This is a genomic window from Emticicia aquatica (assembly GCF_923079645.1).
Classification (GTDB): domain Bacteria; phylum Bacteroidota; class Bacteroidia; order Cytophagales; family Spirosomataceae; genus Emticicia; species Emticicia aquatica.
In genome coordinates, this window is the sequence record NZ_CAKLPY010000001.1 from 1749764 (window position 1) to 1773770 (window position 24007).

20 protein-coding genes and 1 tRNA gene are annotated in these 24007 nt (G+C 32.8%); 18 read left to right on the top strand and 3 right to left on the bottom strand.

Annotated features, from left to right (window positions below; all coding sequences use genetic code 11):
* Positions 1-10: 10 nt before the first annotated feature.
* From MJQ71_RS07545 to MJQ71_RS07595, 11 genes are all read left to right on the top strand, one after another.
* Positions 11-706, top strand: coding sequence for a TatD family hydrolase (locus MJQ71_RS07545; RefSeq protein ID WP_238805960.1), 696 nt, complete (start codon positions 11-13; stop codon positions 704-706).
* Positions 707-735: 29 nt separating this feature from the next.
* Positions 736-3528, top strand: coding sequence for a DEAD/DEAH box helicase (locus MJQ71_RS07550; protein WP_238805961.1), 2793 nt, complete (start codon positions 736-738; stop codon positions 3526-3528).
* 58 nt (positions 3529-3586) lie between these two features.
* Complete coding sequence (locus tag MJQ71_RS07555; protein ID WP_238805962.1) at positions 3587-5512, top strand: hypothetical protein; 1926 nt, start codon at positions 3587-3589, stop codon at positions 5510-5512.
* Between the two features lie 13 nt (positions 5513-5525).
* Positions 5526-6317 carry a tRNA threonylcarbamoyladenosine dehydratase gene (locus MJQ71_RS07560; protein ID WP_238805963.1) on the top strand — a complete coding sequence of 264 codons (792 nt, stop codon included), beginning with the start codon at positions 5526-5528 and terminating at the stop codon, positions 6315-6317.
* A gap of 41 nt (positions 6318-6358) precedes the next feature.
* Positions 6359-7159, top strand: a complete 801-nt coding sequence (locus MJQ71_RS07565; protein WP_238805964.1) for a type III pantothenate kinase — start codon at positions 6359-6361, stop codon at positions 7157-7159.
* Positions 7143-8438 (top strand): BamG family beta-barrel-assembly machinery protein, encoded by a 1296-nt coding sequence (gene bamG, locus MJQ71_RS07570; protein WP_238805965.1) that lies wholly within the window; start codon positions 7143-7145, stop codon positions 8436-8438. The genes MJQ71_RS07565 and bamG overlap by 17 nt, the downstream gene beginning before the upstream one ends.
* A 20-nt stretch (positions 8439-8458) precedes the next feature.
* Positions 8459-9055 (top strand): LPS export ABC transporter periplasmic protein LptC, encoded by a 597-nt coding sequence (gene lptC, locus MJQ71_RS07575; protein ID WP_238805966.1) that lies wholly within the window; start codon positions 8459-8461, stop codon positions 9053-9055.
* 127 nt (positions 9056-9182) lie between these two features.
* Entirely contained in the window at positions 9183-10841 is a 1659-nt protein-coding gene (gene recN / locus MJQ71_RS07580; RefSeq protein WP_238805967.1) for a DNA repair protein RecN, read from the top strand.
* Between the two features lie 47 nt (positions 10842-10888).
* The gene (locus MJQ71_RS07585; RefSeq protein ID WP_238805968.1) at positions 10889-11278 is read left to right on the top strand and encodes a hypothetical protein; all 390 of its coding nucleotides are present in this window, start codon (positions 10889-10891) and stop codon (positions 11276-11278) included.
* A gap of 71 nt (positions 11279-11349) precedes the next feature.
* Positions 11350-11985 carry an SCO family protein gene (locus MJQ71_RS07590; protein ID WP_238805969.1) on the top strand — a complete coding sequence of 212 codons (636 nt, stop codon included), beginning with the start codon at positions 11350-11352 and terminating at the stop codon, positions 11983-11985.
* Positions 11975-12496, top strand: coding sequence for a c-type cytochrome (locus tag MJQ71_RS07595; RefSeq protein ID WP_238805970.1), 522 nt, complete (start codon positions 11975-11977; stop codon positions 12494-12496). Before MJQ71_RS07590 ends, MJQ71_RS07595 begins: the two co-directional genes overlap by 11 nt.
* Here the strand turns inward: MJQ71_RS07595 and MJQ71_RS07600 are convergent.
* Together MJQ71_RS07600 and MJQ71_RS07605 are read right to left on the bottom strand one after the other, a co-directional pair.
* A complete protein-coding gene (locus MJQ71_RS07600; protein WP_238805971.1) occupies positions 12493-13110 on the bottom strand; it encodes a hypothetical protein in 618 nt (205 codons plus the stop codon). The two genes, MJQ71_RS07595 and MJQ71_RS07600, sit on opposite strands and share 4 nt — an antisense overlap.
* A 45-nt stretch (positions 13111-13155) precedes the next feature.
* Positions 13156-13455: an autorepressor SdpR family transcription factor gene (locus tag MJQ71_RS07605; RefSeq protein ID WP_238805972.1), complete on the bottom strand. Its 300-nt coding sequence runs from the start codon at positions 13453-13455 to the stop codon at positions 13156-13158.
* A gap of 256 nt (positions 13456-13711) precedes the next feature.
* Between MJQ71_RS07605 and thrA the strand changes: the two genes are divergently transcribed.
* A complete protein-coding gene (thrA, locus tag MJQ71_RS07610) occupies positions 13712-16174 on the top strand; it encodes a bifunctional aspartate kinase/homoserine dehydrogenase I (protein ID WP_238805973.1) in 2463 nt (820 codons plus the stop codon).
* Positions 16175-16258: 84 nt separating this feature from the next.
* Here thrA and msrB read toward each other — a convergent pair whose 3' ends face one another.
* A complete protein-coding gene (gene msrB / locus MJQ71_RS07615) occupies positions 16259-16747 on the bottom strand; it encodes a peptide-methionine (R)-S-oxide reductase MsrB (protein WP_238805974.1) in 489 nt (162 codons plus the stop codon).
* 110 nt (positions 16748-16857) lie between these two features.
* Here msrB and MJQ71_RS07620 point away from each other — a divergent pair, with 110 nt between their 5' ends.
* The 6 genes from MJQ71_RS07620 (at position 16858) to MJQ71_RS07645 (ending at position 23947) form a co-directional block, all read left to right on the top strand.
* Positions 16858-17364: a C40 family peptidase gene (locus MJQ71_RS07620; RefSeq protein ID WP_238805975.1), complete on the top strand. Its 507-nt coding sequence runs from the start codon at positions 16858-16860 to the stop codon at positions 17362-17364.
* Between the two features lie 131 nt (positions 17365-17495).
* Positions 17496-20618 carry a beta-propeller domain-containing protein gene (locus MJQ71_RS07625; protein ID WP_238805976.1) on the top strand — a complete coding sequence of 1041 codons (3123 nt, stop codon included), beginning with the start codon at positions 17496-17498 and terminating at the stop codon, positions 20616-20618.
* A gap of 170 nt (positions 20619-20788) precedes the next feature.
* Positions 20789-20862, top strand: a tRNA-Ala gene (locus tag MJQ71_RS07630).
* A 137-nt stretch (positions 20863-20999) separates the two neighbouring features.
* Positions 21000-22193: an alpha/beta hydrolase family protein gene (locus MJQ71_RS07635; RefSeq protein ID WP_238805977.1), complete on the top strand. Its 1194-nt coding sequence runs from the start codon at positions 21000-21002 to the stop codon at positions 22191-22193.
* Positions 22194-22254: 61 nt separating this feature from the next.
* Positions 22255-22572 carry a Dabb family protein gene (locus MJQ71_RS07640; protein WP_238805978.1) on the top strand — a complete coding sequence of 106 codons (318 nt, stop codon included), beginning with the start codon at positions 22255-22257 and terminating at the stop codon, positions 22570-22572.
* 91 nt (positions 22573-22663) lie between these two features.
* Entirely contained in the window at positions 22664-23947 is a 1284-nt protein-coding gene (locus tag MJQ71_RS07645; RefSeq protein WP_238805979.1) for a YncE family protein, read from the top strand.
* Positions 23948-24007: the final 60 nt, after the last annotated feature.

Below are 24007 nucleotides of genomic sequence, written 5' to 3' on the forward strand. Positions count from 1 at the left end.
TTGAAAATCTATGTTGCTCAATATACATACACATCAAGCAGAAAAACAAGCAGACGAGCAAATAATTTATAATTATATTATTCCAGAAGTCGAAGAAGAGTTAGCTTCATTTACCGAAAATATAAATGCAAATGATTGGTTATCCATTGGGATTCATCCTTGGTTTATTAGTGAAAACAATCAAAAAACTCAACTTGAAAAACTGAGACAGTTAGCTTATAATCAAACAGTTAAGTTTATTGGTGAATGTGGCCTTGACCGATTAAAAGGTTCTCCCCTACCCCTTCAAGAGGAGATTTTTATTAAGCAAATCAGGATTGCAGAAGAGGTAAAAAAACCTATAATAATTCATTGTGTAAAATGTTTTAATGAACTCCTTTCAATCAAAAAAATTGTTCGACCAAAAGTACCGATGATTGTACATGGTTTCAATAATAATCAACAAATTGCACAAACATTGCTCGAACGAGGTTTTTATCTTTCGCTGGGAGCTGCAATTTTGAATTTAGATTCCAATGCTGCTCAGATTTTAAAAAAAATGCCTTTAGAAAAGCTATTTCTCGAAACCGATGATTCGGCAATTTCTATTCTAGAGATTTACGAACGGGCATCATTTCTTTTAAATATTCCACAAAATATTCTTGTAGATACCATTTTTTCTAACTATTTAGAAATTTCTAGCCAAAGTATAAAAATCACCCAATAAAAGCGTTTTTTCTTTCCTAAATAAACTCCATGTCGAACTCTTTCAACGAGTCTTTTAATAGTTTTCGCCGACAAACTTGGCAAACTAAAAATGTTAAGCCAATTGATATTTTATTGATGATTGGTACGGACGATTCGGGAGCATTTCTCGAAATTGTCGATAAAACATTAACGCCAGTTATTGTTAATTATCAAGCATATTCAGGTGAAATTCGCAATATTTTGCGGCAAATAGAAAATATTCGAGAACGTGAATCTTTTACGATTGAATGGGGAAAAGAACAAGGTTGCTTATATATTTCTGAACATGAACATTTACTTCACATATTAAAAAATACAGATTTATTAGTCAATGAATTAGGCGAAAAACTCAGCTTCGCAACGGGTGAATCTCATCTTTTTTTTGATATTAAACCTTTAAGAAAACAAGAAAAAAAACTATCAATCAGACCTATTTTGATAGAAAATCATCAAATAATTGATAACCTAAATCCAATTTCAGAAGCTTTTTTGATTGCAAATAATATAATTTATGAAATTGCCCCATTAGGTCATAATTTCAATCGACTCAATGCTTTTAGTTCTGAAATTGATGTGACAGACCTTGAAAAATTCTTATCACTTCTTTATTCTTATCTTGATAATTTTCAGCTTCAATATAACAATTATAAAGTTGAAGAATTAAGAGAAACACGTGGAACTGAACCTGCACTTGTTTTTGAAAAAATCGACACAGATAATGCTCTTCATCTGCGAGTTACGCAAATTTTACATGGTTTTGATGTAGAGTTTTTAGAGCAATTTGACCTTCATCGTTGCGTAGAAATCAGCGAATTAGAACAAATTATTCGGGTAGTTTATATAGAACAAAAGCCTATTGAAGAACTATGTGAGGTTATTTTAAAATTACTAAAAAAACACGTTTCAAAAGAAAATAAAAAGAAAACAAACGAGATTTATCAAGAAGAAAACCTTTTTGTTGTTCCCCAAAACATAGCAAATGGATTCATTTACAATGAGTTATCTACATTGTTGCTTAGTTGGAAGTTATTTGGTGCCGAAAAACTAAAGTCTTATAAAATCAATACTTCTCAACCAAGATTGGATGTCAGTCTTTCTTCGGGAATTGATTTCTTAGAAGGAAATGCTTTGCTTGATTTTGATGGTGAAAAAATTTCACTTTGGGAAGCACTTATGCAGTATCGTCAAAAGCGTTATGTTGAATTGTCGGATGGCTCACACGCATTACTGAATGAGGCTTATGTGCAGAAATTACAACGACTTTTCAAGAAGAAAAAAGATAAAATTGAGATTTCTTTTTTTGATTTACCTTTAATCGAAGAATTGATTGACGAACGAAATGCGTCAGCAGTTTTCAAAAAATCAAAAACAATTTTTGAGGGTTTTAATGCTTTAAAAAATAATACTAAAAAGATACCTAAAGTCAACGCCAAATTACGACCTTATCAAGAATATGGCTACCAATGGCTCAGTTATTTGCAAGAACAAAAATTAGGCGGTTGTTTAGCAGATGACATGGGTTTGGGGAAAACTATTCAAACAATCACATTATTGAGTGAGGTTTATCCAAAACAAAAAAAACCGTCGCTGATAGTAATGCCGAAAAGTTTGTTATTTAACTGGAAAAATGAAGTTCAAAAATTCAATCCTGCCATCACAACTTATACGTATTATGCCGAAAATCGGAATATTGAAGAAGCTGTGCATTCAAATTTGATTTTTACGACTTATGCCATGCTTCGAAATGACATCGAAATTTTCAAGGATATTAATTTTTTTTATGTTATTCTGGACGAATCTCAAAACATCAAAAATATGCAGTCGCAAACATCAAAGGCGGCAGTTTTACTACAATCTGAACATAAATTAGCTCTTAGTGGCACACCTATTGAAAATAATTTAGGCGAACTCTATTCACTTTTTAGGTTCTTAAATCCTGCGATGTTTGGTTCTGCACAAAACTTCAATGATAATTATTTAATTCCGATTCAAAAAAACCGTGATACCGATGCGATTCTTGAATTGCGTAAAAAAATCTATCCATTTATTCTTAGAAGGCTAAAATCAGAAGTTTTAACAGAGCTTCCTGATAAAATTGAACAAACTTTATACGTAGAAATGTCTGAACCACAAGCCAAACTTTATGAGCAACGACGTTTGTTTTATCAAGATGCAATTCGACAACAAATTTCTAATTCAAGTATCGAAAAAAGTCAATTTTTCATCTTTCAAGCGTTCAACGAATTACGACAAATTGCATCGCTTCCAGAAACAAAATCGGATGGAAAAATAACTTCTCCCAAATTAGAATTATTGACTGAACAAATGACCGACGCCATTGCAAATGGACATAAAGTTTTAGTTTTTGTGAATTATTTAGCTGCAATCGAACTAATTGAAGGTGTTTTAGAAAATGAAGAAATTGATTTTGTGAGTATGACTGGCTCAACTCGTGACCGTCAAAAACTTGTTGATAGATTTCAGAATGACACCAATTGTAAAGCATTTATTATGACCCTCAAAACTGGTGGAACTGGGCTAAATTTAACTGCAGCCGATATGGTTTTTATTTTTGACCCATGGTGGAATGTTGCCGCAGAAAGTCAAGCCATCGACCGTACGCATCGAATTGGGCAAACACGAAAAGTTACGAGTTATAAATTAATTGCCCAAAACACAATCGAGGAAAAAATATTACTTTTACAGGACAAAAAACGACAGTTATTTGACGATGTAATTTCTGCTGATGCAGCGTCAGTAAAAAGTTTAAGCGAAGACGATATTAACTATTTATTGAAGTAAATAACAATGAACGACCTCATTGAAACGGTTTTATGCCTTCGATGATTCATCCAAAATAATGGCAAAAGAACGAGATATTGATAAAATATTCAGTGATTATGATGCTTTTCTAGCTTCAATTGGGCTGGGTATTGCTAAAGATAATAAACCAAAACCTTCAACTTTTGCTAAAATAGATGATGAGTCAATAGCTTTGGCAAAAGCCCTAGATAAAGGCACATTTAAGCGAGAAAGCTTCATGCAAGGTTATCGAAAAATCATGCTTGCAATGTATGCCTCCAATGCTGAATTCATGCATAAAAATGGGTTTACAGAAAATGAAATGATTGATTTGAAGAGTAATTATAATAAAATAACCAAATCAGAATATGCCCATTTAGTAGCTAAAATATTCAAAAATAAAGAGATTTATGGCTTTTTCTTGTCATTTTTAGCTGAAGATGTTAAAACTGTTTTTGAAGCTTTAGTTTGGAAAAATACAGTTTCAGATGAAGACATTTTGAAAGAACTTGGCATAAAAGTTATAAATGATATTGAAAAGAAAACTTACAATAATAAAACATATTTTGAGCAAGAACTCAAAAAGGAATTCTTGCTTTTAGCCATTGAAACTGAAACTAAGTATAATTACTTATCCAATTCATATTTAAAAACTTTCTTGCTTGAACTGCCGATTGAATTACGTTTGGTTTTGAAAGAATATTATGACAAACCTCTTTATTACAATTTTGTTCCGCTTATAGAAGAACCGCAGACCAATTTTATTGCTAACAATGAATCTGAAATTTTTATCAATCTGCCTAATCTGATTAATTATTTTCAGCAAGGAAATATTAAAACTTCTGCAACTGGTAAAGTTATGTCAAGTACACTAGGAAAAATTCGTAAATCATTAAACATCAACGAATTTTACCCAGAAACCGCTCCAAAAGAAGTCCAACAACTTAAAACATATTTGCTTGCTTCGTTGGTTGTTTGCGAGAACAAAACAAAGAAAGAAGCCAATGTGATGGGTATTTTAAAGAAGTTTATTGAAAAAACATATCCCAAAAAATACAATAGTCATACCCATATTTTGACAAATTTAAAAGGAGGTCATCATCTATACAATATTAATGATATTGAAACTACCTTTGTAGAAATAATACGACAATTACCTACAAATGAATGGATAAGTACGCAAAATTTTCTTGATTTTATTTCACTAAGAAGTTACGACTTTCATGTAGCAACTATTTACGAAATGTGTAACTACTTGACTTATGAAACTGGAGGTAAATTTGGAAAAGAAAAAAAACAGTTGTCCAAAGCTTCGTTAAAAAACTTCGTTATAGAACCTTTAATTAAAGGAAACTTAATGCTTTGGGCCTGTTATGGTCTAATAGAAATTGCCTATGATAATGTGAATACTGAAGAATTAGGGAAAACATATTTTTCGGTTTATGATGGGATAAAAGCCATTCGGCTGACAAATTTAGGTGCTTATATTTTAGAAAAAACTACAGAATATGAAGCTCCAACCGTAAAACAGAACTATAATCTAAGTTTTTCAACCGAAAATTTAATTATTTTAGTTGAAGGTGAAACAAGTATTACAGATAATCTGTTGGCAAATTATGCGGATAAAGTTGGTTCAAATAGATATGCTGTTTCAAACGAATCTTTTCTTAAAAATGTTAGTAATAAAAGAGAGTTGAAAACAAAAATTGATATTTTTAAGCAAGTTGTAAATAGCAATTTGCCAACCAATTGGAAAAGTTTTTTTGCTATTCTTGATAAAAAAATCGACCCATTGACGCAAATTGAAGACGTTTTAGTTTTTAAGATTCCAAGTGATGACCCCGAATTAATTAAATTATTGATTCAGAATCCAGCAATAAAAAAATTGCTCATCAAAGCCGAAGATTACCAAATTATAGTAACAAAAAAAGATTATCCCGCCTTACGTAATAAACTAAAGACGTATGGTTATTTATTAGCTTAAAACTTTTGATAAAATGCCCTCTTGGCTCTCACGCTCCGAATTATTAGTTGGTAAAGAAGGAATTGACCAACTTCAAAATGCACATGTTCTAGTTGTTGGATTAGGTGGTGTTGGCTCTTTTGCCGCCGAATATATCTGTCGTTCGGGTGTTGGTGAAATGACAATTGTTGATGGTGATGTGGTTGACCCAACCAATCGAAACCGACAATTACCTGCTTTGGCAACTAATCATGGTGTTTCCAAGGCCGATATTATGGCTGAACGTCTCATTTCTATTAATCCAGAATTGAAATTACATGTTGTGAAAGAATTCTTAACACCAACTAAATGCAAAGAAATCTTGCTGACAAAATTTGATTATGTAATGGATTGCATTGATAGTGTTACCCCAAAACTTACATTACTTTCAACAGCTTATGAGCAGAATCAAAGGATTGTAAGTTCGATGGGTGCAGGTGGTAAAATTGACCCAACAAAAATCAGAATTACAGACTTATTTGATACTTATGAATGTCTTTTCGCTCAATATATCAGAAAAAGAGGAAAAAAACTTGGTATTGCAAAAGGTATTAAAGCAGTGTTTTCAATCGAACCTGTTATGCGAGATTCATTAATTTTGACTGATGGGTCAAATTTTAAACGCTCTGCCTACGGAACAATTTCATATCTGCCAGCTGCCTTTGGAGGTGTTTGTGCCTCGGTAGTAATCAGAGATTTGCTTGAATATCCAATCGAAATTACGAAACGACCAAGTAATATTAAGAAAAAAGTTAAGATAAAACCGAAAACTGAGCCTAATGAGTAGTAGTTCTTAAAATAACTTCACTCTTTTCAAAAGCAATATTCATGAATGAACAATTAGATTTTTGTGCAGCTATCGACATTGGAAATACATCCGCTAAAATTGGTTTTTTCGCAGAAAATAATTTAGTAGAAATACAGAAAGGTGTTTCAATAAACGATTTAAAAGAGCTTATTCTATTAAAAAATGTTAAAAATCTAATTGTTTCGTCAGTTACCAAAAGTCAAAATGAATTGGAAGATTTTTTTGAACCATTACCAATCAATAAATTATTCCTTCATCCAAGTACTGAGATTCCAATAAAAAAAAATTATGAAACGCCCCAAACGCTTGGAGCAGACCGAATTGCAGGAGCAGTTGGAGCGAACTTTTTGTTTCCAAATCAAAATATATTAATCATTGATATGGGAACGGCAATCAAATATGACTACGTTTCGGCCAATAATTCGTTTGAAGGTGGGATAATTTCTCCAGGTATGCGGATACGATTTGAGGCACTCCATACGTTTACTAAAAGGTTGCCGCTGGTTGAAGCCAATGGTATTCCTGATTTAATTGGTAAAAATACAACCACCTGTATTCAAAGCGGGGTTATTAATGGAATCATCGCTGAGCTTAATGGAATGGTTGAAAACTACAAAAAATTAGGTAAATTTAGAGTTATCTTATGTGGTGGCGACGCTCCTTTCTTTGAAAGTCAAATAAAAAAGCCGACCTTTGCAGTTCAATTTACGAATGAAGCAAATCAAATAGCTGAAAATGCTATTTTTTCAATAGAACATATCCCAAATTTGACCTTAATTGGTCTGAACAGAATTTTACAATACAATGTTGAAAAAAAATAACCTAACTGCTTACTTAATTATCAGTATTTTAACAATTACTGAAACTTTCGCACAAAAAGAATCTCGCCTTTATGGTAACTCTCCTTATTCTGCATTAGGTATTGGTGATATTTACTCTGGTAGCTCTATTGCAAATGATGCAATGGGTGGAACAGGTCTTTCTTTCGGAAACGGAATTTATGTCAATACAATCAATCCAGCTTTGTTGGCCAAAAGTCGCTATGTCGCATTTAACACTGGCCTTCGAGGACAATACAAAAAACTTTCAAACGGTACACTTTCACAAACAGATTTTGGAATGAATCTTAGCCATATAACATTGGCATTTCCGATAAAAACCAAATGGACAACAGCCATCACAATGCAGCCATATTCGGGTGTTGACCACGAAGCTCGTTTTACACAAACAATTACTGGTACTGACAAATCTGTTCAGCATAACTATAAAGGATTGGGTGGTTTATCAAAAGCAGCAGTTACGAATGGTTTTTTGGTTGGGAAAAAATTGTATTTAGGAGCTGAAGTGGGTTATTACTTTGGAAATTTTACAAGAGATACAACTTCACGTTTATTGGTTACAAGTGAAGATTTTTATTTAAGATATACAGACCGTGTTTCTGTAAGTGGTTTTGAATTTAAAACAGGCTTTGCATTTCAACAAAAAATTGCAGAAAAATGGAATTTGAATGTTGGAGGAACTTATGAACTACAAAGTAAATTAAATGGCGAAAGAATTAGAAGTTTTACAACACTTTATGACCAAGGAAATGGACCAAAAATCATAAAAAAACCAGATACTCTTGCTCTTTATAATGGCGGAATAACGCTTCCTTCAAGATATGCAATAGGTTTTAGTCTCGAAAGCCCTTATAAATGGACATTTGCAGTAGAATATAGCCGTCAAGATTGGACTAAATACTTAAATTTTGATGGAAAATCAGAAAGTAATCTTACTGTAAGTGAAAAATTTGCCTTTGGTATTGAATATTTACCAAAATACTCTTCAACAAAATACTTAAATCAAGTTTTTTATCGTGCTGGTTTTCAACAAGTTAAAACCCCCTATTTAGTAAACGGAACACACATTAAAGATAACAGTTTTTCATTCGGATTATCTACTCCACTTGCTTATCGTAGCGTTAGTTATATCGACCTTTCTTTATCCGTTGGAAATCGAGGTGTTATTGGAAACGGCTTAGTAAAAGAAAATTACGTTAAAATTGCACTGGGATTCTCATTGATGGATACTCGTTGGTTCTTAAAACCAAAAATTGATTAATCTACATCAAATTGTTAGTAATGCGTCAGAATCTCCATACATACATAAAAAAACTAAGTTTTGTTGGCATTATAACTTCTGTTTTTTTCTTTTTTTCCTGTGAAGAAAAGAAAAAAACAGAAGTGTATCAACGTTATAACGGTCCATTAATGGCAACTGAAAACTTAAATGTAATGTACAGTGATTCTGGACGAACTACGGTTCGATTAACTACTGCTCGTCAACTTAAATTTCAAAACGAAGACGAAGTTTATCCAAAAGCAGTTTATGTCACGTTTTTTGATAAAAATGGTGTAGAATACTCTTCATTAAGAGGCGATTCGGGTCGATATGTAAAAAGTGAGGGTCTTTATAAAGTTATGGGAAATGTTTTCTTTTTTAATCGTTTGAAACAACAAAGCCTTTCAACAGACTTACTAAATTGGAGTCCTATCAGAAAAAAAGTCTATACTGACTTAAAATTCACTATCAAAACACCACTTGAAGAACTTCACGGCGTTGGAATGGACGCTGACCAAGATTTTACTCACTACACCATGCGTAAAGCAAAAGGTTCATTCGCCGTTGATTCTCTCAATGCAAAAAACGACGCTGCCGTTGATACCACGAGTAATTGAGTCGAAGTAAGCTTTTCAAATCTTTTATAAAAAATCATTGTCTTTTCTACACGCATTCCTAAAATTCGCTCTAAATTTGCTATTCAAAAAAAATAAAGCCTAATCACGCAAATAAAGCCAGATTTTCATGCTTTCACATTTATTAATCAAAAATTACGCTCTTATTGAGCATCTTGAACTTAGTCCAGATGCACATTTCAATATTGTAACTGGCGAAACAGGAGCTGGTAAATCAATCATGCTCGGAGCAATTGGTTTGCTTTTGGGAAATCGTGCCGATACAAAAACCCTTTATAACGAATCCGAAAAATGTATCATCGAAGGCACTTTTGATATGTCGGGTTTTTATGTGAAAAATATTTTTGAAGAAGAAGAATTAGACTTTGAAAGTTCATGCATTGTTCGTCGTGAAATTGCCCCAAATGGAAAATCAAGAGCTTTTATCAATGATACGCCCGTTACGCTCGAAACTTTACGTAAAATTTCTTCGCAATTAATGGATATTCATTCGCAACACGATTCAATTTTACTCGGTTCAAATGAATATCAACTACAAATTGTTGATACTTACGCCCAGTGTCATGATAAATTGGTTGAATACCAAGAAAAGTATCGTACTTACAAAAAACTTCAAGACGCGTATCAACAATTACAAGTTGAGGCTGACCAAAATAAAAAAGAATTTGATTACAATAATTTCCAATTAGAAGAACTTGTTAAAGCAAAAATTGATCATAACGAGCAAGAACAGCTTGAACAAGAATTAAATATTTTGGAACATGCCGAAGAAGTGAAACTTCGTCTAAAAACAGTTTACGAATACCTCAATAATTCGGAACAATCAATTCTTTCAATTCTTCAATTGACTGTGAATAGTCTAAATCCAATTGCAAGCTATTCGCCTGATTATCAACAATATAAGGATAGAATTCAAAGTTGTTTACTTGAATTAAAAGACGTTTCTCGTGACATTGAATCGGAAGAAGACGATATTGAATTAGATGGTCAAAAAATTATCGAGATTCAAGGTAGATTAAATCTATTATATAAACTTCAACAAAAACACGCAGTAAAATCAAATGGAGAATTGCTGGAAATTCAAGCAATTTTAGAAGAAAAAGTAAGTAAAGTACTTAATCTAAGTGAAAATCTTTCGGCTGCTAAAGAACGAGTAAATAAAGCTTTTGAATCGGCCAATAAAGTAGCAGAATCATTATCGAAAGCGAGACAAAAAGTACTTACTGAAATTGAAAAAAGAGTTGTGGGTTTATTAATTGAACTTGGAATGCCGAACGCAACACTCAAAATTCAGCACCAAAATATTCAGCTAAACAGTGAAGGTATTGACCAAATTAATTTTCTTTTCAGTGCTAATAAAGGTGTAACTCCAAGACAATTGAAAGATGTTGCGTCAGGAGGTGAATTTTCTCGTTTAATGTTGGCAATCAAATATGTTTTGGGCGATAAACGTTCGTTGCCAACCATTATTTTTGACGAAATTGACACAGGAATTTCTGGAGAAGTTGCCATTAAAGTTGGAAAAATGATGCGTGAAATGGCTCAAAGTATTCAAGTAATTGCCATTACACATTTGCATCAAATTGCTGGGCGTGGTTCTTCACATTTCTTTGTTTATAAAGATAATTCATCAAGTAAAACAGTTAGCCGTATCAAAACGTTATCAAAAGATGAACGCATTGTAGAAATTGCTAAAATGATTGGAGGAGAAAATCCTTCTGAAAGTGCCATTCACAGTGCCATCGAAATGCTCGGAATTAATGTTTAGGCAAAGTTTTCTAATTCAAATTTTATAATTTTTCTAAATCAAACAATATGAAAAAAATACTTGCATCAATTATTCTACTTTTTGCAGTTGCTTGTACTGATAAAGTGGCTGAAGAATCAGCGAAATTAAAAGCAGAAACTTTCAAAATACACGACGATGTAATGCCAATTAGCATGAATTTGGAAGATTTAAAAGCGAATGTGATGAAAAAAGCAGAATCAGATTCGACTTTAAAATCTACCGCTTTGGATATTTCTCTGGAATTAGATAAAGCATATACCTCAATGGAAGAATGGATGCCCAAACTAGGCGAAGCAGCAGAGATGAAAGATGGCGAAGAAAAATTAAAAGTTTTTGTCTCATTGAAAACAGAAGGTGAACAAATTAAACAAAAAACCCTTGACGCCAAGAAAAAAGCAGAGGATTTTTTGAAATAATTTATCTTAAATATTCACAAAAAAATTCTGCTAAGTTTTCAAATACTTGCAGGATTCTTTGTAATTGTATTATGAAAACAAGCCATAAATTAAGTAGTTTTTTAGTTTTATTGAACGGATTTATTTTCCTGTTTTCTTGTGAAAATACCCACCGAAAACTTCCAATCTTGGGCGAAAGAGATTTCGTCAACGGCGATTCGGTTTATCATACAATTCCTGATTTTTCTTTTGTGAATCAAGATAGTACTGAAATAACCAATAAAACATTTGAAGGAAAAATCTATGTCGCCGATTTCTTTTTTACAACTTGTCCAACTATTTGTCCAATTATGAAAAAACAAATGTTGAGAGTTTATGAAAAATACAAAGAAAATCCACAAGTTGGCATTTTATCACATACCATTGACCCAAGACACGATTCTGTTAAGGTTTTAAAGGAATATGCTATTCGTTTGGGAGTAAGCAAAGGTAATTGGCAATTTGTGACTGGTGAAAAAGAAAAAATCTATACAATTGGTGAAAAGTCATATTATGTTACAGCAGGGGAAGATTCAAGTGCAGCGGGTGGAATTATCCACAGCGGAGCTTTCATTTTGGTTGATACAAAAAGACGAGTAAGAGGCATTTATGACGGAACTAAGGAAGAAGATGTAACAAAATTATTGAAAGACATGGATATATTATTAACGGAAAAAGATGAAAAATAAAATTCAAACGTTAAAATTGGAAATACGTGATACAAAATACGATGAATTTGAAAATTCAATATTTTTCAAATTGTTGCAGTATTTATATAGACTATTGAAAATCGTTTTTTCCAAAACATTTATACTGTTATTATTAAGTGCTACTCTAACCTCTTGTCAATCAGAAGAGAAAATAAAATTAGAACAATATTATATTGGCGGCAAAGAAATATACGAGCAAAATTGTGCTAATTGTCACCAAAAAGATGGAAAAGGCTTACAGAATCTTTATCCACCTATTGCTGGAAGTGATTTTTTGAAGAATAAAGATAAAGTTATTTGGCTAATCAAAAATGGCTCGAAAGACACTATTTCAGTAAATGGAAAAACATTTAGCCAACCAATGCCTGCTAATATTCATTTACAAAATTTAGATATTGCTGAAGTTGTAACTTACATTTATAACGAATGGAAAGTAGATAACAAAATCACAGAAGTTTCAGAAGTTGAGAAAGTTTTGAATAAAAATTAGATTATGCTCCGAATCAATCGGATGGTAACGCCATAGAAAATAACCATTCCTACAAATATTAATCCCCATGAAGTTAGGCTATTTTCATTGAAATAAAGGAAGAAAATAGTACCACAAATACCTACCCAAAAGAAAAGTTTAGCAGTAAAACGCTGAATTTTTCTTTTACTTTTCTCATCTTTTGGCTGTAAACTTTCGGACTTTTTAGTGAAAGAATTATTAGCAAATATACTTGATGGATGTAAATTTTGCCTAAAATTTCCACTTGCAAACAAAAATAATGACAAAGCAACTCCCAAAAAACGAGGTTTATCATTATCTAGGTCAAATATTGAATAATAAAATAATATAATTCCTAAAGCGGCTAAATACGACGACCAAATTAGCCTAATTCGTTTATCACTTCTCAATAAAAAGTCCGCATTTGGCTTTTTGCTATCTAAATATTGCATGAAAAATGGCAAAAGATAGAAAAAAATCAAAGCCAATCCATATAAATACAAGTTACTTTTATGAGTTATCAAGAAATTGGGTTGCCAATTTATTCCTAAATAAATAAAAGGGGTCAGAACAATTATCAAATTGAGCAACTCGAATGATAGATATTTTTTCATCGTAGTATATGTTTTGATGAAATAATTGCTGCTTCAAAAATCAATTTATTTACCAACGTGCAAACGAATTCTTGGTTTCTCAGTTTGTGTAGCAGGTTTAAACTGCATGAACCAAACCATAATCTCATCCATAACAGTCATATTGAGGGAATAAAGCACAAATTGTCCTTTCTTGACTGAAGCAACCAAATCTGCTTGGCGAAGTAAATCTAAATGATGAGAAATACTGGGCTTGCTCATATCAAACTTATCCGCAATGTCTCCAGCAGTCATATCTCCATCTTTTAGAAGTTCTAAAATTTCTCGGCGAGTAGCATCATTTAATGCACGAAATAGGTTATTCATAATAGTAATTTTAAACATTTGTTATTACAAATATGTCATTCTTTTGAGTAAAAACAAAGTATTTTATTAAATATTTAGATAAGTTTCTAATTACATAAATTATTTAAATCGTTTCTCAAATATTTTTTAAATACTAAAAGTATTCTTAGAAAAACACAATTCTACAATCTAAATTCTAAGATTAGTATATAAATTGTTATATTTGCGATAATAATTTATAATTTAAAAATTGCTCCCCTTTAGGGGCTGGGGGTTTATGAAAGTATTAAAATTCGGTGGAACATCAGTTGGAACTGTTGAAAGTATCAAACAAGTCATTCAGATTTTACAAGAAAATCTAAATGAAGGACGAAAAATTGCAGTTGTATATTCGGCAATGGGAGGCGTTACAAACCGTTTAATTGAAATCGGCAAATTAGCTTCTAATTCAGACTTGGAATATTTAGAATTACTTCGTTCGGTAGAAGATAGACATTTTGCAGCCGTAAGAGGTTTAATTGATGTTAAAAATCAGAGCAGTTGCATCGCTAAAGTAAAAGGTCTTTTGAATGAATTGGAAGATTTATTACGTGGTGTTTTCCTGATAAAAGAACTTTCTGCTCGAACAAATGATTTTATTGTAAGTTTTGGAGAACGACTCTCAACGACAATTGTTACCGAAGCTCTCAAAAATAGAGGAATTGAAGCTGAATATTTGGATGCTCGCAAAGTTGTCAAAACTGATGACCACTTTGGATATGCCGATGTAAATTTTGATTTAACTAACGAATTAATCAAAAAACATTTTGCTCAAACCAATAAATTACAGTGTATAACTGGTTTTATTGGTTCGACCATTGACGGTGTTACAACTACGCTTGGTCGTGGAGGTTCTGACTATACAGGCTCAATTTTTGGGGCAGCACTTAACGCAACGGTTATTGAAATCTGGACTGATGTTGATGGAATGCTCACTTCCGACCCTCGAAAAGTAAAAAATGCATTCACTATTCCAACGATTACTTATGCAGAAGCGATGGAATTATCTCATTTTGGAGCAAAAGTTATTTACCCTCCTAGCCTCACGCCTGCTTTTCAGAAAAATATTCCTTTAAAAATTTTAAATACGTTTAATCATCATCATGAAGGAACACTCGTTAGCAAAACAGCCAACGATAAAGAATATTCTATCACAGGTATTTCTTCTATCGATGATATAGCTTTGGTAAATGTGCAAGGTGGCGGAATGATGGGCGTTGCTGGGGTTTCTGCAAAATTGTTTTCGATTTTGGCAGCTAATAAAATTAGTGTTATTCTGATTTCTCAAGCTTCTTCAGAACATTCTATCTGTTTTGCCGTTGACCCTAAAACTGCTTATGGTGTAAAAGAAATTTTGGATGAAGGTTTTGCAACTGAAATAGCCCAAGGGTTAGTAGACAGTATTTCTATCGAACAAAATTTATCGGTAATTGCTGTAGTTGGGGAAGGAATGAAAGCTAGTACAGGTACTTCAGGCAAACTATTCACTGTTTTGGGCAAAAACGGCATAAATGTGGTAGCTACTGCCCAAGGTTCATCAGAATTGAATATTTCGGTAGTTATCTACAAAAAAGACATTGGAAAAGCACTTAATGCAATTCATGAAACTTTTTTTCAGGTTGACGGACTTACATTAAATTTGTTTTTAGTTGGAGCCACTGGCTTAATTGGAAGTACATTATTAAGACAAATTCAAGAACAAAAAGAATATTTAAAGCAACGTAAAAACCTCAATATCAGGTTAGTTGGTATCACAAATACTAAGAAAATGTTGCTTAATGAAGGTGGAATCAGTCTTGAAAATTGGAAAGAAGAATTGTTGGAAAACGGAGAAATTGCCAATATTGGCTCGTTCGTTTCTGACGTACAAGATTTGAATTTACCTTATAGTGTATTTGTAGATTGCACTGCTGATAAAAATATCGTGCAATATTATTATTCACTTTTGAGTAGTAGTGTGTCGATTGTCACTCCAAATAAAGTAGCAAATTCTGGCAAATATGAGCAATATTTTATGCTTCAAAAAGCCGCTCAGAAACATGGTGTTAAGTTTCTCTACGAAACAAATGTTGGAGCAGGTTTGCCAATTATCAATACTTTGCAAGGCTTAATTACGAGTGGAGATAAAATCAATAAAATCGAAGCTGTTCTTTCGGGTACTTTGGCTTATATTTTCAATAATTTTAAAGTTGGAGATAGATTTGTAGATGTAGTACGTGAAGCAAAGGCAAAAGGTTATACCGAACCAGACCCAAGAGATGATTTGAGTGGACAAGATGTTGCTCGAAAAATACTCATTTTATCTCGTGAAGCAGGTTTAAAACTTGAGCCAGAAGATGTAAAAATTACAAATCTTTTGAATGACGCTTGTCTAAATGCTCCTTCTGTTGATGCTTTTTTTGAAGAATTAGAAAAAGATAATAGTAGATTTGAGCAACTTTTGAAAGATGCAGAAGCGAATGATGAAGTTTTGAGATTCATTGCAACATTAGACAGCGAAAATAAAGCAAGCATAGGATTAAAAACAGTAGGTAGAAACCATCCTTTCTTCAATTTAGCTGGTTCAGAGAATATTATTTCATTTACAACCGAACGCTATAAATATAATCCATTGGTTGTTAAAGGTCCTGGAGCGGGTGCAGAAGTTACAGCATCAGGAGTTTTTGCCGATATTATGAGCATTAGTAGCTATTTGGTCTAAAGAAGTCTGGTTTTAAAAACAACAAAGGCACAAAGTGATAGGATAATTTCTATGACTTGTGCCTTTGCTTATTTTTTTTAAAAACTATTTCTTAACAAATTTTAAGGAAGCTGAATTGAGGCAATAACGTAAACCTGTTGGCTTTGGACCATCTTCAAAAACGTGTCCCAAATGAGCTTTACAACGGTTACAAACAACTTCTGTTCGCACCATTCCGTAAGCATTATCACTTCTTTCTTCCACGCTACAAGTGTTCATTGGTTTCCAAAAACTTGGCCATCCAGTACCTGATTCAAATTTTGTATCAGACGTAAAAAGGTCAAAATCGCAACAAATACATTTATAAGTTCCTTTTTCGTGATTATCCCAATAAATACCTGAAAATGCTCTTTCTGTACCAGCTTTTCGAGCTACATAAAATTGTTCGGCACTTAACTGTTTTTTCCAATCTGCGTCAGTTTTCTTTATCACTTCAATTTTACAATCAGCTTCTTTTGAGCTTTTTCCATTTTGCGAATAGCTCTGGCAGGCTAAAAATACAATTGGCATTAATAACAAAATCGCTTTTTTCATAGTTTCCAAAAATTAGATGTTTTGTAGTAATTACGAAATAAATGACAAAAAGGTTTAAAAAAATCATAATTTGGCATCATTTTCTCGTTATCAATTAAAAAACTTATTTCTTGACTAAACACAAAAAATATTATCCTTTTTTTGCAATCATTTTATTAATGATGGTGATAACTTCTTGTCGAACAAATAGAACAAAAATTAGCCATGAGCATCCAACTTCAAAAGAAAATATCCAAACAAAAAAAATAATACAAACTGCCAGAACATACATTGGAGTCCCATACAAAAGTGGAGGAAATGATGAAAAAGGCATTGATTGTTCGGGTCTTTTATGTAATTCATTTAAAGAACTAGGCATAAAATTACCTCGAATCTCGTGGCAACAATCGGAGTATTTTCCAGCCATTAATTTACCAAATATTCAAAAAGGTGATTTAGTTTTTTTTGTAACTAGCGGCAAAAACATTAGTCACGCAGGCATTGTTACCGAAGTTAAAAGTGAAGAAGAAATTATTTTTATTCATGCCTCAACCAGCAAGGGTGTAATAGAAGATAATATGATGACAAATTATTGGAAATCTCGTTTTGCAAAAGTATGTCGGCCGCAGTATAAATAATTGTATTTTTCTAATATCAACATTACTATTTTAGCTGTTAAAATAGAATTATTTAACTTAATATAAGCTATTTTATCTATTTTTACGTTGTTACTAATAAAGTAATTGATGTAAACCTTTCGCACGCAGGTATGAGAAGAATTTGTTTATTAGCCATTGGATTGATTATCAGCAATTTAAGTTTTTCACAATCACAATATTTTGGACAAAACAAACCTCGCTATAAAACCTTTGGATTTAAAGTTTTACAAAGTCCACATTTTGAATTATATCATTATTTTAAGGACAATAAAATTCCAAATGACATAATAATCAACAGCGAACACTGGTATAAAATCCATCAAGAAGTCTTCAAATTGGCATTCATTAAGCCAAATCCATTAATTATCTATCAAAATCATCCCGATTTTCAAGAAACAACTGCCATTGGTGGACAAATTGGCGAAGGAACTGGCGGAGTAACAGAAGGTTTAAGAAACCGAGTTTTGATGCCAATGATGTACTCAAAACGCCAAACTGACCACGTTTTAGGACACGAATTGGTGCATGCTTTTCAATATCAATTAATGACATCGGGCGATTCTACTCAACTTGGAAATATCCAAAATCTTCCTTTATTTATGGTTGAAGGTTTAGCAGAATATATGTCTCTTGGGCGAGTAGATGCACATACGGCCATGTGGATGAGAGATGCTGTTTTGAGCAATGATATTCCAAGTGTTAAAGATTTAATTACAAAGGAATTCAAATATTTCCCATATCGTTGGGGACAAGCATTTTGGGCGTATCTAACAGCAACCTATGGCGACGACATCATAAGACCATTATTCCGAGAAACTGCCAAATATGGTATTGAAGTAGCTTTTACAAGAAATTTAAAAATGAGTATTGAGAAATTTTCAGTCAAATGGAGACAATCAATGATTGATACTTACACTCCCTTTCAAACTAATACTTCCATCGTTCCTATTGGTAGAGAAATTGCTTCACAAAAAAATGCTGGAGAAATGAATATTTCTCCAGCGATTAGTCCAGATGGAAAATTTATAGCCTATATTTCTTCAAAAAACATCATTTCTTTCGATATTTTTATCGTCGAAACAAGTACTGGAAAAATTATCAGAAAGATTGAAAGTACTTCATTTGGCTCTCATGTTGACTCTTATAGTTTCTTAGAAACTTCAGGAACATGGTCGCCAGACAGCAGAAAATTCGCTTTGATTATTCAAAGTAAAGGTAAAAATAAGCTTTCAATTGTTGATATTGCCAACGGGAATAAGCAAAATTTCGAATTACAAGGGGTAGATTCTTTCACAAACCCAGCATGGTCGCCTGATGGAAATTCGATTGTAGTTTCTGGTTTAATGAATGGAGAAAGTGACCTTTATTTATATAATTTAAAAGAAGAAAGTGTTACGAATTTAACGAAAGATATTTTTTCGGATTTACAACCAGTTTGGTCTCCAAATGGGGAGTGGATTTATTTTGTTTCTGATAGAAATAGTCCATCTGCACGCTTAGAAAAAGCCAATAATTCAATTGCTAGAATCAATACAAAAACTTTATTAGTGGAAAGTTTTTCTTTTTTTCAAGGAGCAAATAATCTAAATCCTTTGATTGACCCAACTGGAGGATTTATCTATTTTCTGTCAGATGCTGATGGTTTTAGGAATCTTTACAAATATGATATTAGTGCAAAAGCCATTGAAAAACTTACCAACTATTTCACTGGGATAAGCGGTATTACAATGTTTTCTCCAGCGGTAAGTATTGCTCTTAAAACTGGGCAATTGGTCTATAATTATTTTCAAAATGGTCGATATACACTATATTTAGCTAGTTATGGAGCATTTCAACAGCAAATAGTAGATGACCATGTTGACCAAAAAGCTGCAACCTTAGCACCTATTTTATGGACTGAAGGGCGAAATATCGTTCAAAAAAACCTTGAAAAACAGTCACTTTCAATAACTATTCCTGAGAAAAAATTACAGCGATTGACTTATTCTCCAAAATTCAAGTTAGATTATTTAGGAAGTTCAGGCGTTGGCGTTTCAGCAAGCAGATGGGGAACTGGGCTTGGCGGTGGAATTGTTGGTTTATTTAGCGATATTCTGAATAATAATCAAGTTTCAGGAGTAGCAACATTGAATGGTGAAATTCAAGATTTCGGTGGTCAAATTCAATACCTCAATCAAAAAAATCCTTTGCAATGGGGCGTTAGTCTTTCGAGAATTCCTTACAGATTTACCGATTACCAACAAAATATTAGTTACGAAACAAATGCCAATATCAAAACAAAGTATGGTATATCGTCATCTGATTCACTTTTAAAATCTAGTTCAAATTTGTACCGATTATTTATCAATGAAATTGGGCTTTTTGTCGTTTATCCGATTAGTACTGCAAAAAGAATTGAATTAGGTGGTAGTGCCAATTGGTATGGATATAGTGGACGTATTTACAGTGATTTTTACCGTTCAAATAGCAGTGGAAATTATTATTTGGGGTCAGCAAATCCAAGTAAAGTATCAAAAACTGACCTTGAAAAACTCGGCTATACTCCATTTAATTTACAACAATTATATATGGCTTATGTGGGTGACAATACTACTTTTGGTGTCACTTCGCCTCTAAACGGTTATCGATATCGGTTTGAATTTTCAAAATATTTTGGTGATTTTGCTCACAATTCAATTACGGTTGATTATCGAAAATATAAATATTTAAAACCTTTCACTGTTGCAACTAGATTCTATTATTTTGGAAGAATTGGGGCTAATAATACCGATAATTACAACAAACTTTACCCAATGTTTTTAGGTTATCCATGGTACATGCACGGACTTTGGGGTAAAGCATTAACGAATCAAACCTCATCAATTCAGCTGAGTGAAGACCAATTAAAAGGATCTCAAATGGCACTCACAAATTTTGAAATACGATTACCTTTCTCTGGCCCAAAGAAATTATCATTAATCAATTTTCAATATTTACCATCTGATTTAAACTTTTTCTTTGATATGGGAATGGCTTGGGATGATAAAAAATCTCCAGGAAAAGAATATCAGTATTTTCTAAGTGATGGAAGCCAAACTACCCGAAAAGTAAGTCCAATTATCAGTACAGGCATAAGCTTAAGAATTAATTTAATGGGTTATCTAATCTTAGAACCGTATATAGCCGTGCCTATTTATAATGGGAAAAAACAGCCCGCAGTTACTGGAATCAATTTCCTTGTTCCTGGATGGTAAAAATTAAGTAGACATAGAATACGATATTTCAAAATCAAACTATTATTTTGATTTTGAAATAAAAGCCATCATCTTTGTGCACAATTGCTAGATATAGCTCGGTTAGCATATTTGCTGAAGCGTCGTACCGATGGCATAAAAGTGGTCGTAGATTCATTTATTAGTAATTTGGGGGTGTAGCTCAGCTGGTTAGAGTATTTGCATGGCATGCAAGGGGTCGTGGGTTCGAATCCCATCTCCTCCACTAAATTAAAAGCTTGATAATCAAACGATTATTAAGCTTTTTCACTTTTCGCTTATTATTATTTTTTGGTAACTTGCAATATAATTCGTAAACGACAAGTTTATCTTTTGAAATATGTTACACAATCTAAAATATACATGAAAACATCATTCTTCAAATACTTTATCATTTCTTTTACTCTAGTTATTGTAACATGGTCATGTAGTAAAACTACAACAGAAAATGATCCACAACCTGTAGTTTTAGTAAGTTCAACTTTAGTAAAAGAACTCACCAAAGAACAATTAATTACGACACTAGGCTCAAGTTTAGGCTCTCAAGCATCACTTTTTATTCGTTCAGGAGTAAAACAATATAAAATCGTTTATAAGACAAAAAACACTGACGGTACTGAAATTCAAGCTTCGGGGGCATTGATTATTCCATCAAGCAGTGTATTCCCTGACCCTTTGCCGCTTGTAAGCTATCAACATGGAACAATCTTCGATGATAAACAAGCACCATCTTATTTTACGGCTGACGGTGAAGGCACTATTGCATCTGTGCTGGCCACAATTGGTTACATCGTTGTTGCACCCGATTATATAGGATATGGCTCTTCAAATAACCTCCCTCACACTTATGAGCATCGTGAAGGTTTAGCTTCTGCAAGTTTGGATATGTTGAGAGCGGCCAAAGAAATGATTGCTAAAGAAAAAGTCAATTGGAATAAAAATCTATTTATTGCGGGATATTCAGAAGGTGGGTACGCAACTATGTCTCTTCAGAAGAAAATTGAGGAAGAAGCTCCATCAGAATTTAATTTAAAAGCGTCAAGTTGTGGTGCTGGAGCATATAATAAATCATTAAGCTTTAAAACATTAGCAACTATGCCTTCGAGTGGTGATCCGCAACACAATGCTTCATACATTTGGGTACTTTTAACTTATGACCGTGTTTACAAGCTTAATCGCCCGATGACAGATTATTTTGCTGCTGTTTATGCTGCTCAAATCCAAAAAGAGCAGCAAAATGCAAGAATATCAGGTAGTTTAACTACAATTTTAAGTGATGCCGTAAAAAAAGGTGTAAATGAAGGAACAGATACTGCATTATTGAACGCAGTTAAAGATAATGATGTTTTTGATTGGAAACCTAAAACACCAACCCAACTATATCATGGAACAGCCGACAAATATGTTCCTTATTTTAATTCACAAACTGCTTTTGACGCAATGCAGAAAAGAGGTGCATCAAATGTACAATTAATCCCAATTCAAGGAGGCGACCATGGTTCATCTGTACAATCATTTTTACTAGGAACATTATCTTTCTTTGGTAATTCCAAATAAATAATTGTCGCACTATCAAGGCTCTAAATACATAATTTTCTAATAATTAACTTTTTTTACAATGGCAAATTTAAAAACAGGAGTGGTTCACACCGTATTTTTTTGGTTAAAAGAAAAAGATAACGAAGCACATCAAAATGCTTTACATGAAGGACTTAAAGAACTTTCAAAAATTGATTTAATCAAAACTGCTTATGTAGGCCGTCCAGCCAATACTAACCGTGAGGTAATTGACTCATCGTATAGCTTTTCTCTTACTTTTATATTTGATAATGCCGCTGACCAAGATGCGTATCAAGTTCATCCAGACCATTATATTTTCATTAATAATTGCTCGCATTTATGGCAAAAAGTACAAGTTTACGATGTTGAAAGTTAATTTTTAGTAAAAACCTTCTAAAACTTGCTGTTTTTTTAGAAATTTGCAGTCAAACAATTGCGATAAAGTCTTCGCTATGTCCTTATTTCACATGAAAAAACTACTTATATCTTTATTAATTTTAACAAGTATTCATTCATTTTCGCAAAAATTAAGCTTTGATGCCAAAGGTATTATTGCCATTTCAGATGCTGATATGGCGGCTTCTGCTTTCTTTGATGGAAAGATATTCAAGGAAAAAGGTAGTAAAGATGTTTTTTCTACAATTAAATTTCCAATTGAGAAGTATGGTGATGAATTGAAAAACATCGTTGTATCTAACTCCGCTATTAATTCGGGAAGAGCGATGGCTATTTCTCCGATTAATCATATTGCTTATGTGATTGAAAGTCGAGGTTCAATTCCTGATAATACGACCGAAGTAAGAAGTATAAATACTGACTTTCCTGCTGGTGGTTTTATATCAGTTGTAGATATAAGTGATGTCAATCAGCCTAAAATTTTATATAAATTTCCAACAGGCAAAAACCCTTTATCGGTTGATATTAGTCCAAATGGAGAATATTTAGCTATTTGTAGTGAAGAAACAGGTAAAGAATTTCAAATATTAGAGCTAGATACAGCGGGTAAGCCTGTTAGAATAATCAACAAGCCACAAGATTTTCCTGAAGGAAAAGTAACTGATATTACTTGGCATCCAAATAATAATTATTTGGTTTTCACGATGGAAGAGTCTAAAGAAATTGGACTTTTAAAAGTAACTCGTGATGGTCCAACCACAAAAATTATCAGACTTGATGTCATTGGTCGTACTTTAAAAGTGGGAACTTTACCTAGTGCTGGACAATTTACACCTGATGGGAAATTTTATCTAGTTCCTGATTTAAAAATACCTCTTGGCACTAAACCTGATTCTGAAATTACAGGAGATATGTTTGTTCTAAAGTTTAATCTGGATGGAAATGGTGACCATTTTTTAATCACAAAAACAAGGTTAGGCGAAAAGCCAACAGGATTTGCAATTAGCCCTAACGGAAATTTAGTTGTGGTTATTAATGCTAAACAAACGTACTATTCTTGGGAAAGTTCAGAGCTAAATAAAAAAGCTTCATTATCTTTATATAAATTAGCCAATGATGGAATGCTTAGCAATGCTGGCGATTATGATTTTGAAGGGATTCTGCCTAAAAGTGTGATTTTTGATAATTCAGGGCAAAATATTGCTGTATCTGTATTTGATTACTACAATTTTGGTAAACATTTCGGCGGCATTGAGTTTTGGAAAGTTCACAATGGCGATAAACCAAGTTTACAAAAACAAGATTTTAAGCTTTTTATGCCTCGTGGTTGTCATGGAATTCAGATTATCAAGTAACAGGTTTAAAAAAGACAACGAAAGATGAGGAGAATCTCATCTTTCGTTGTTAAATAAACG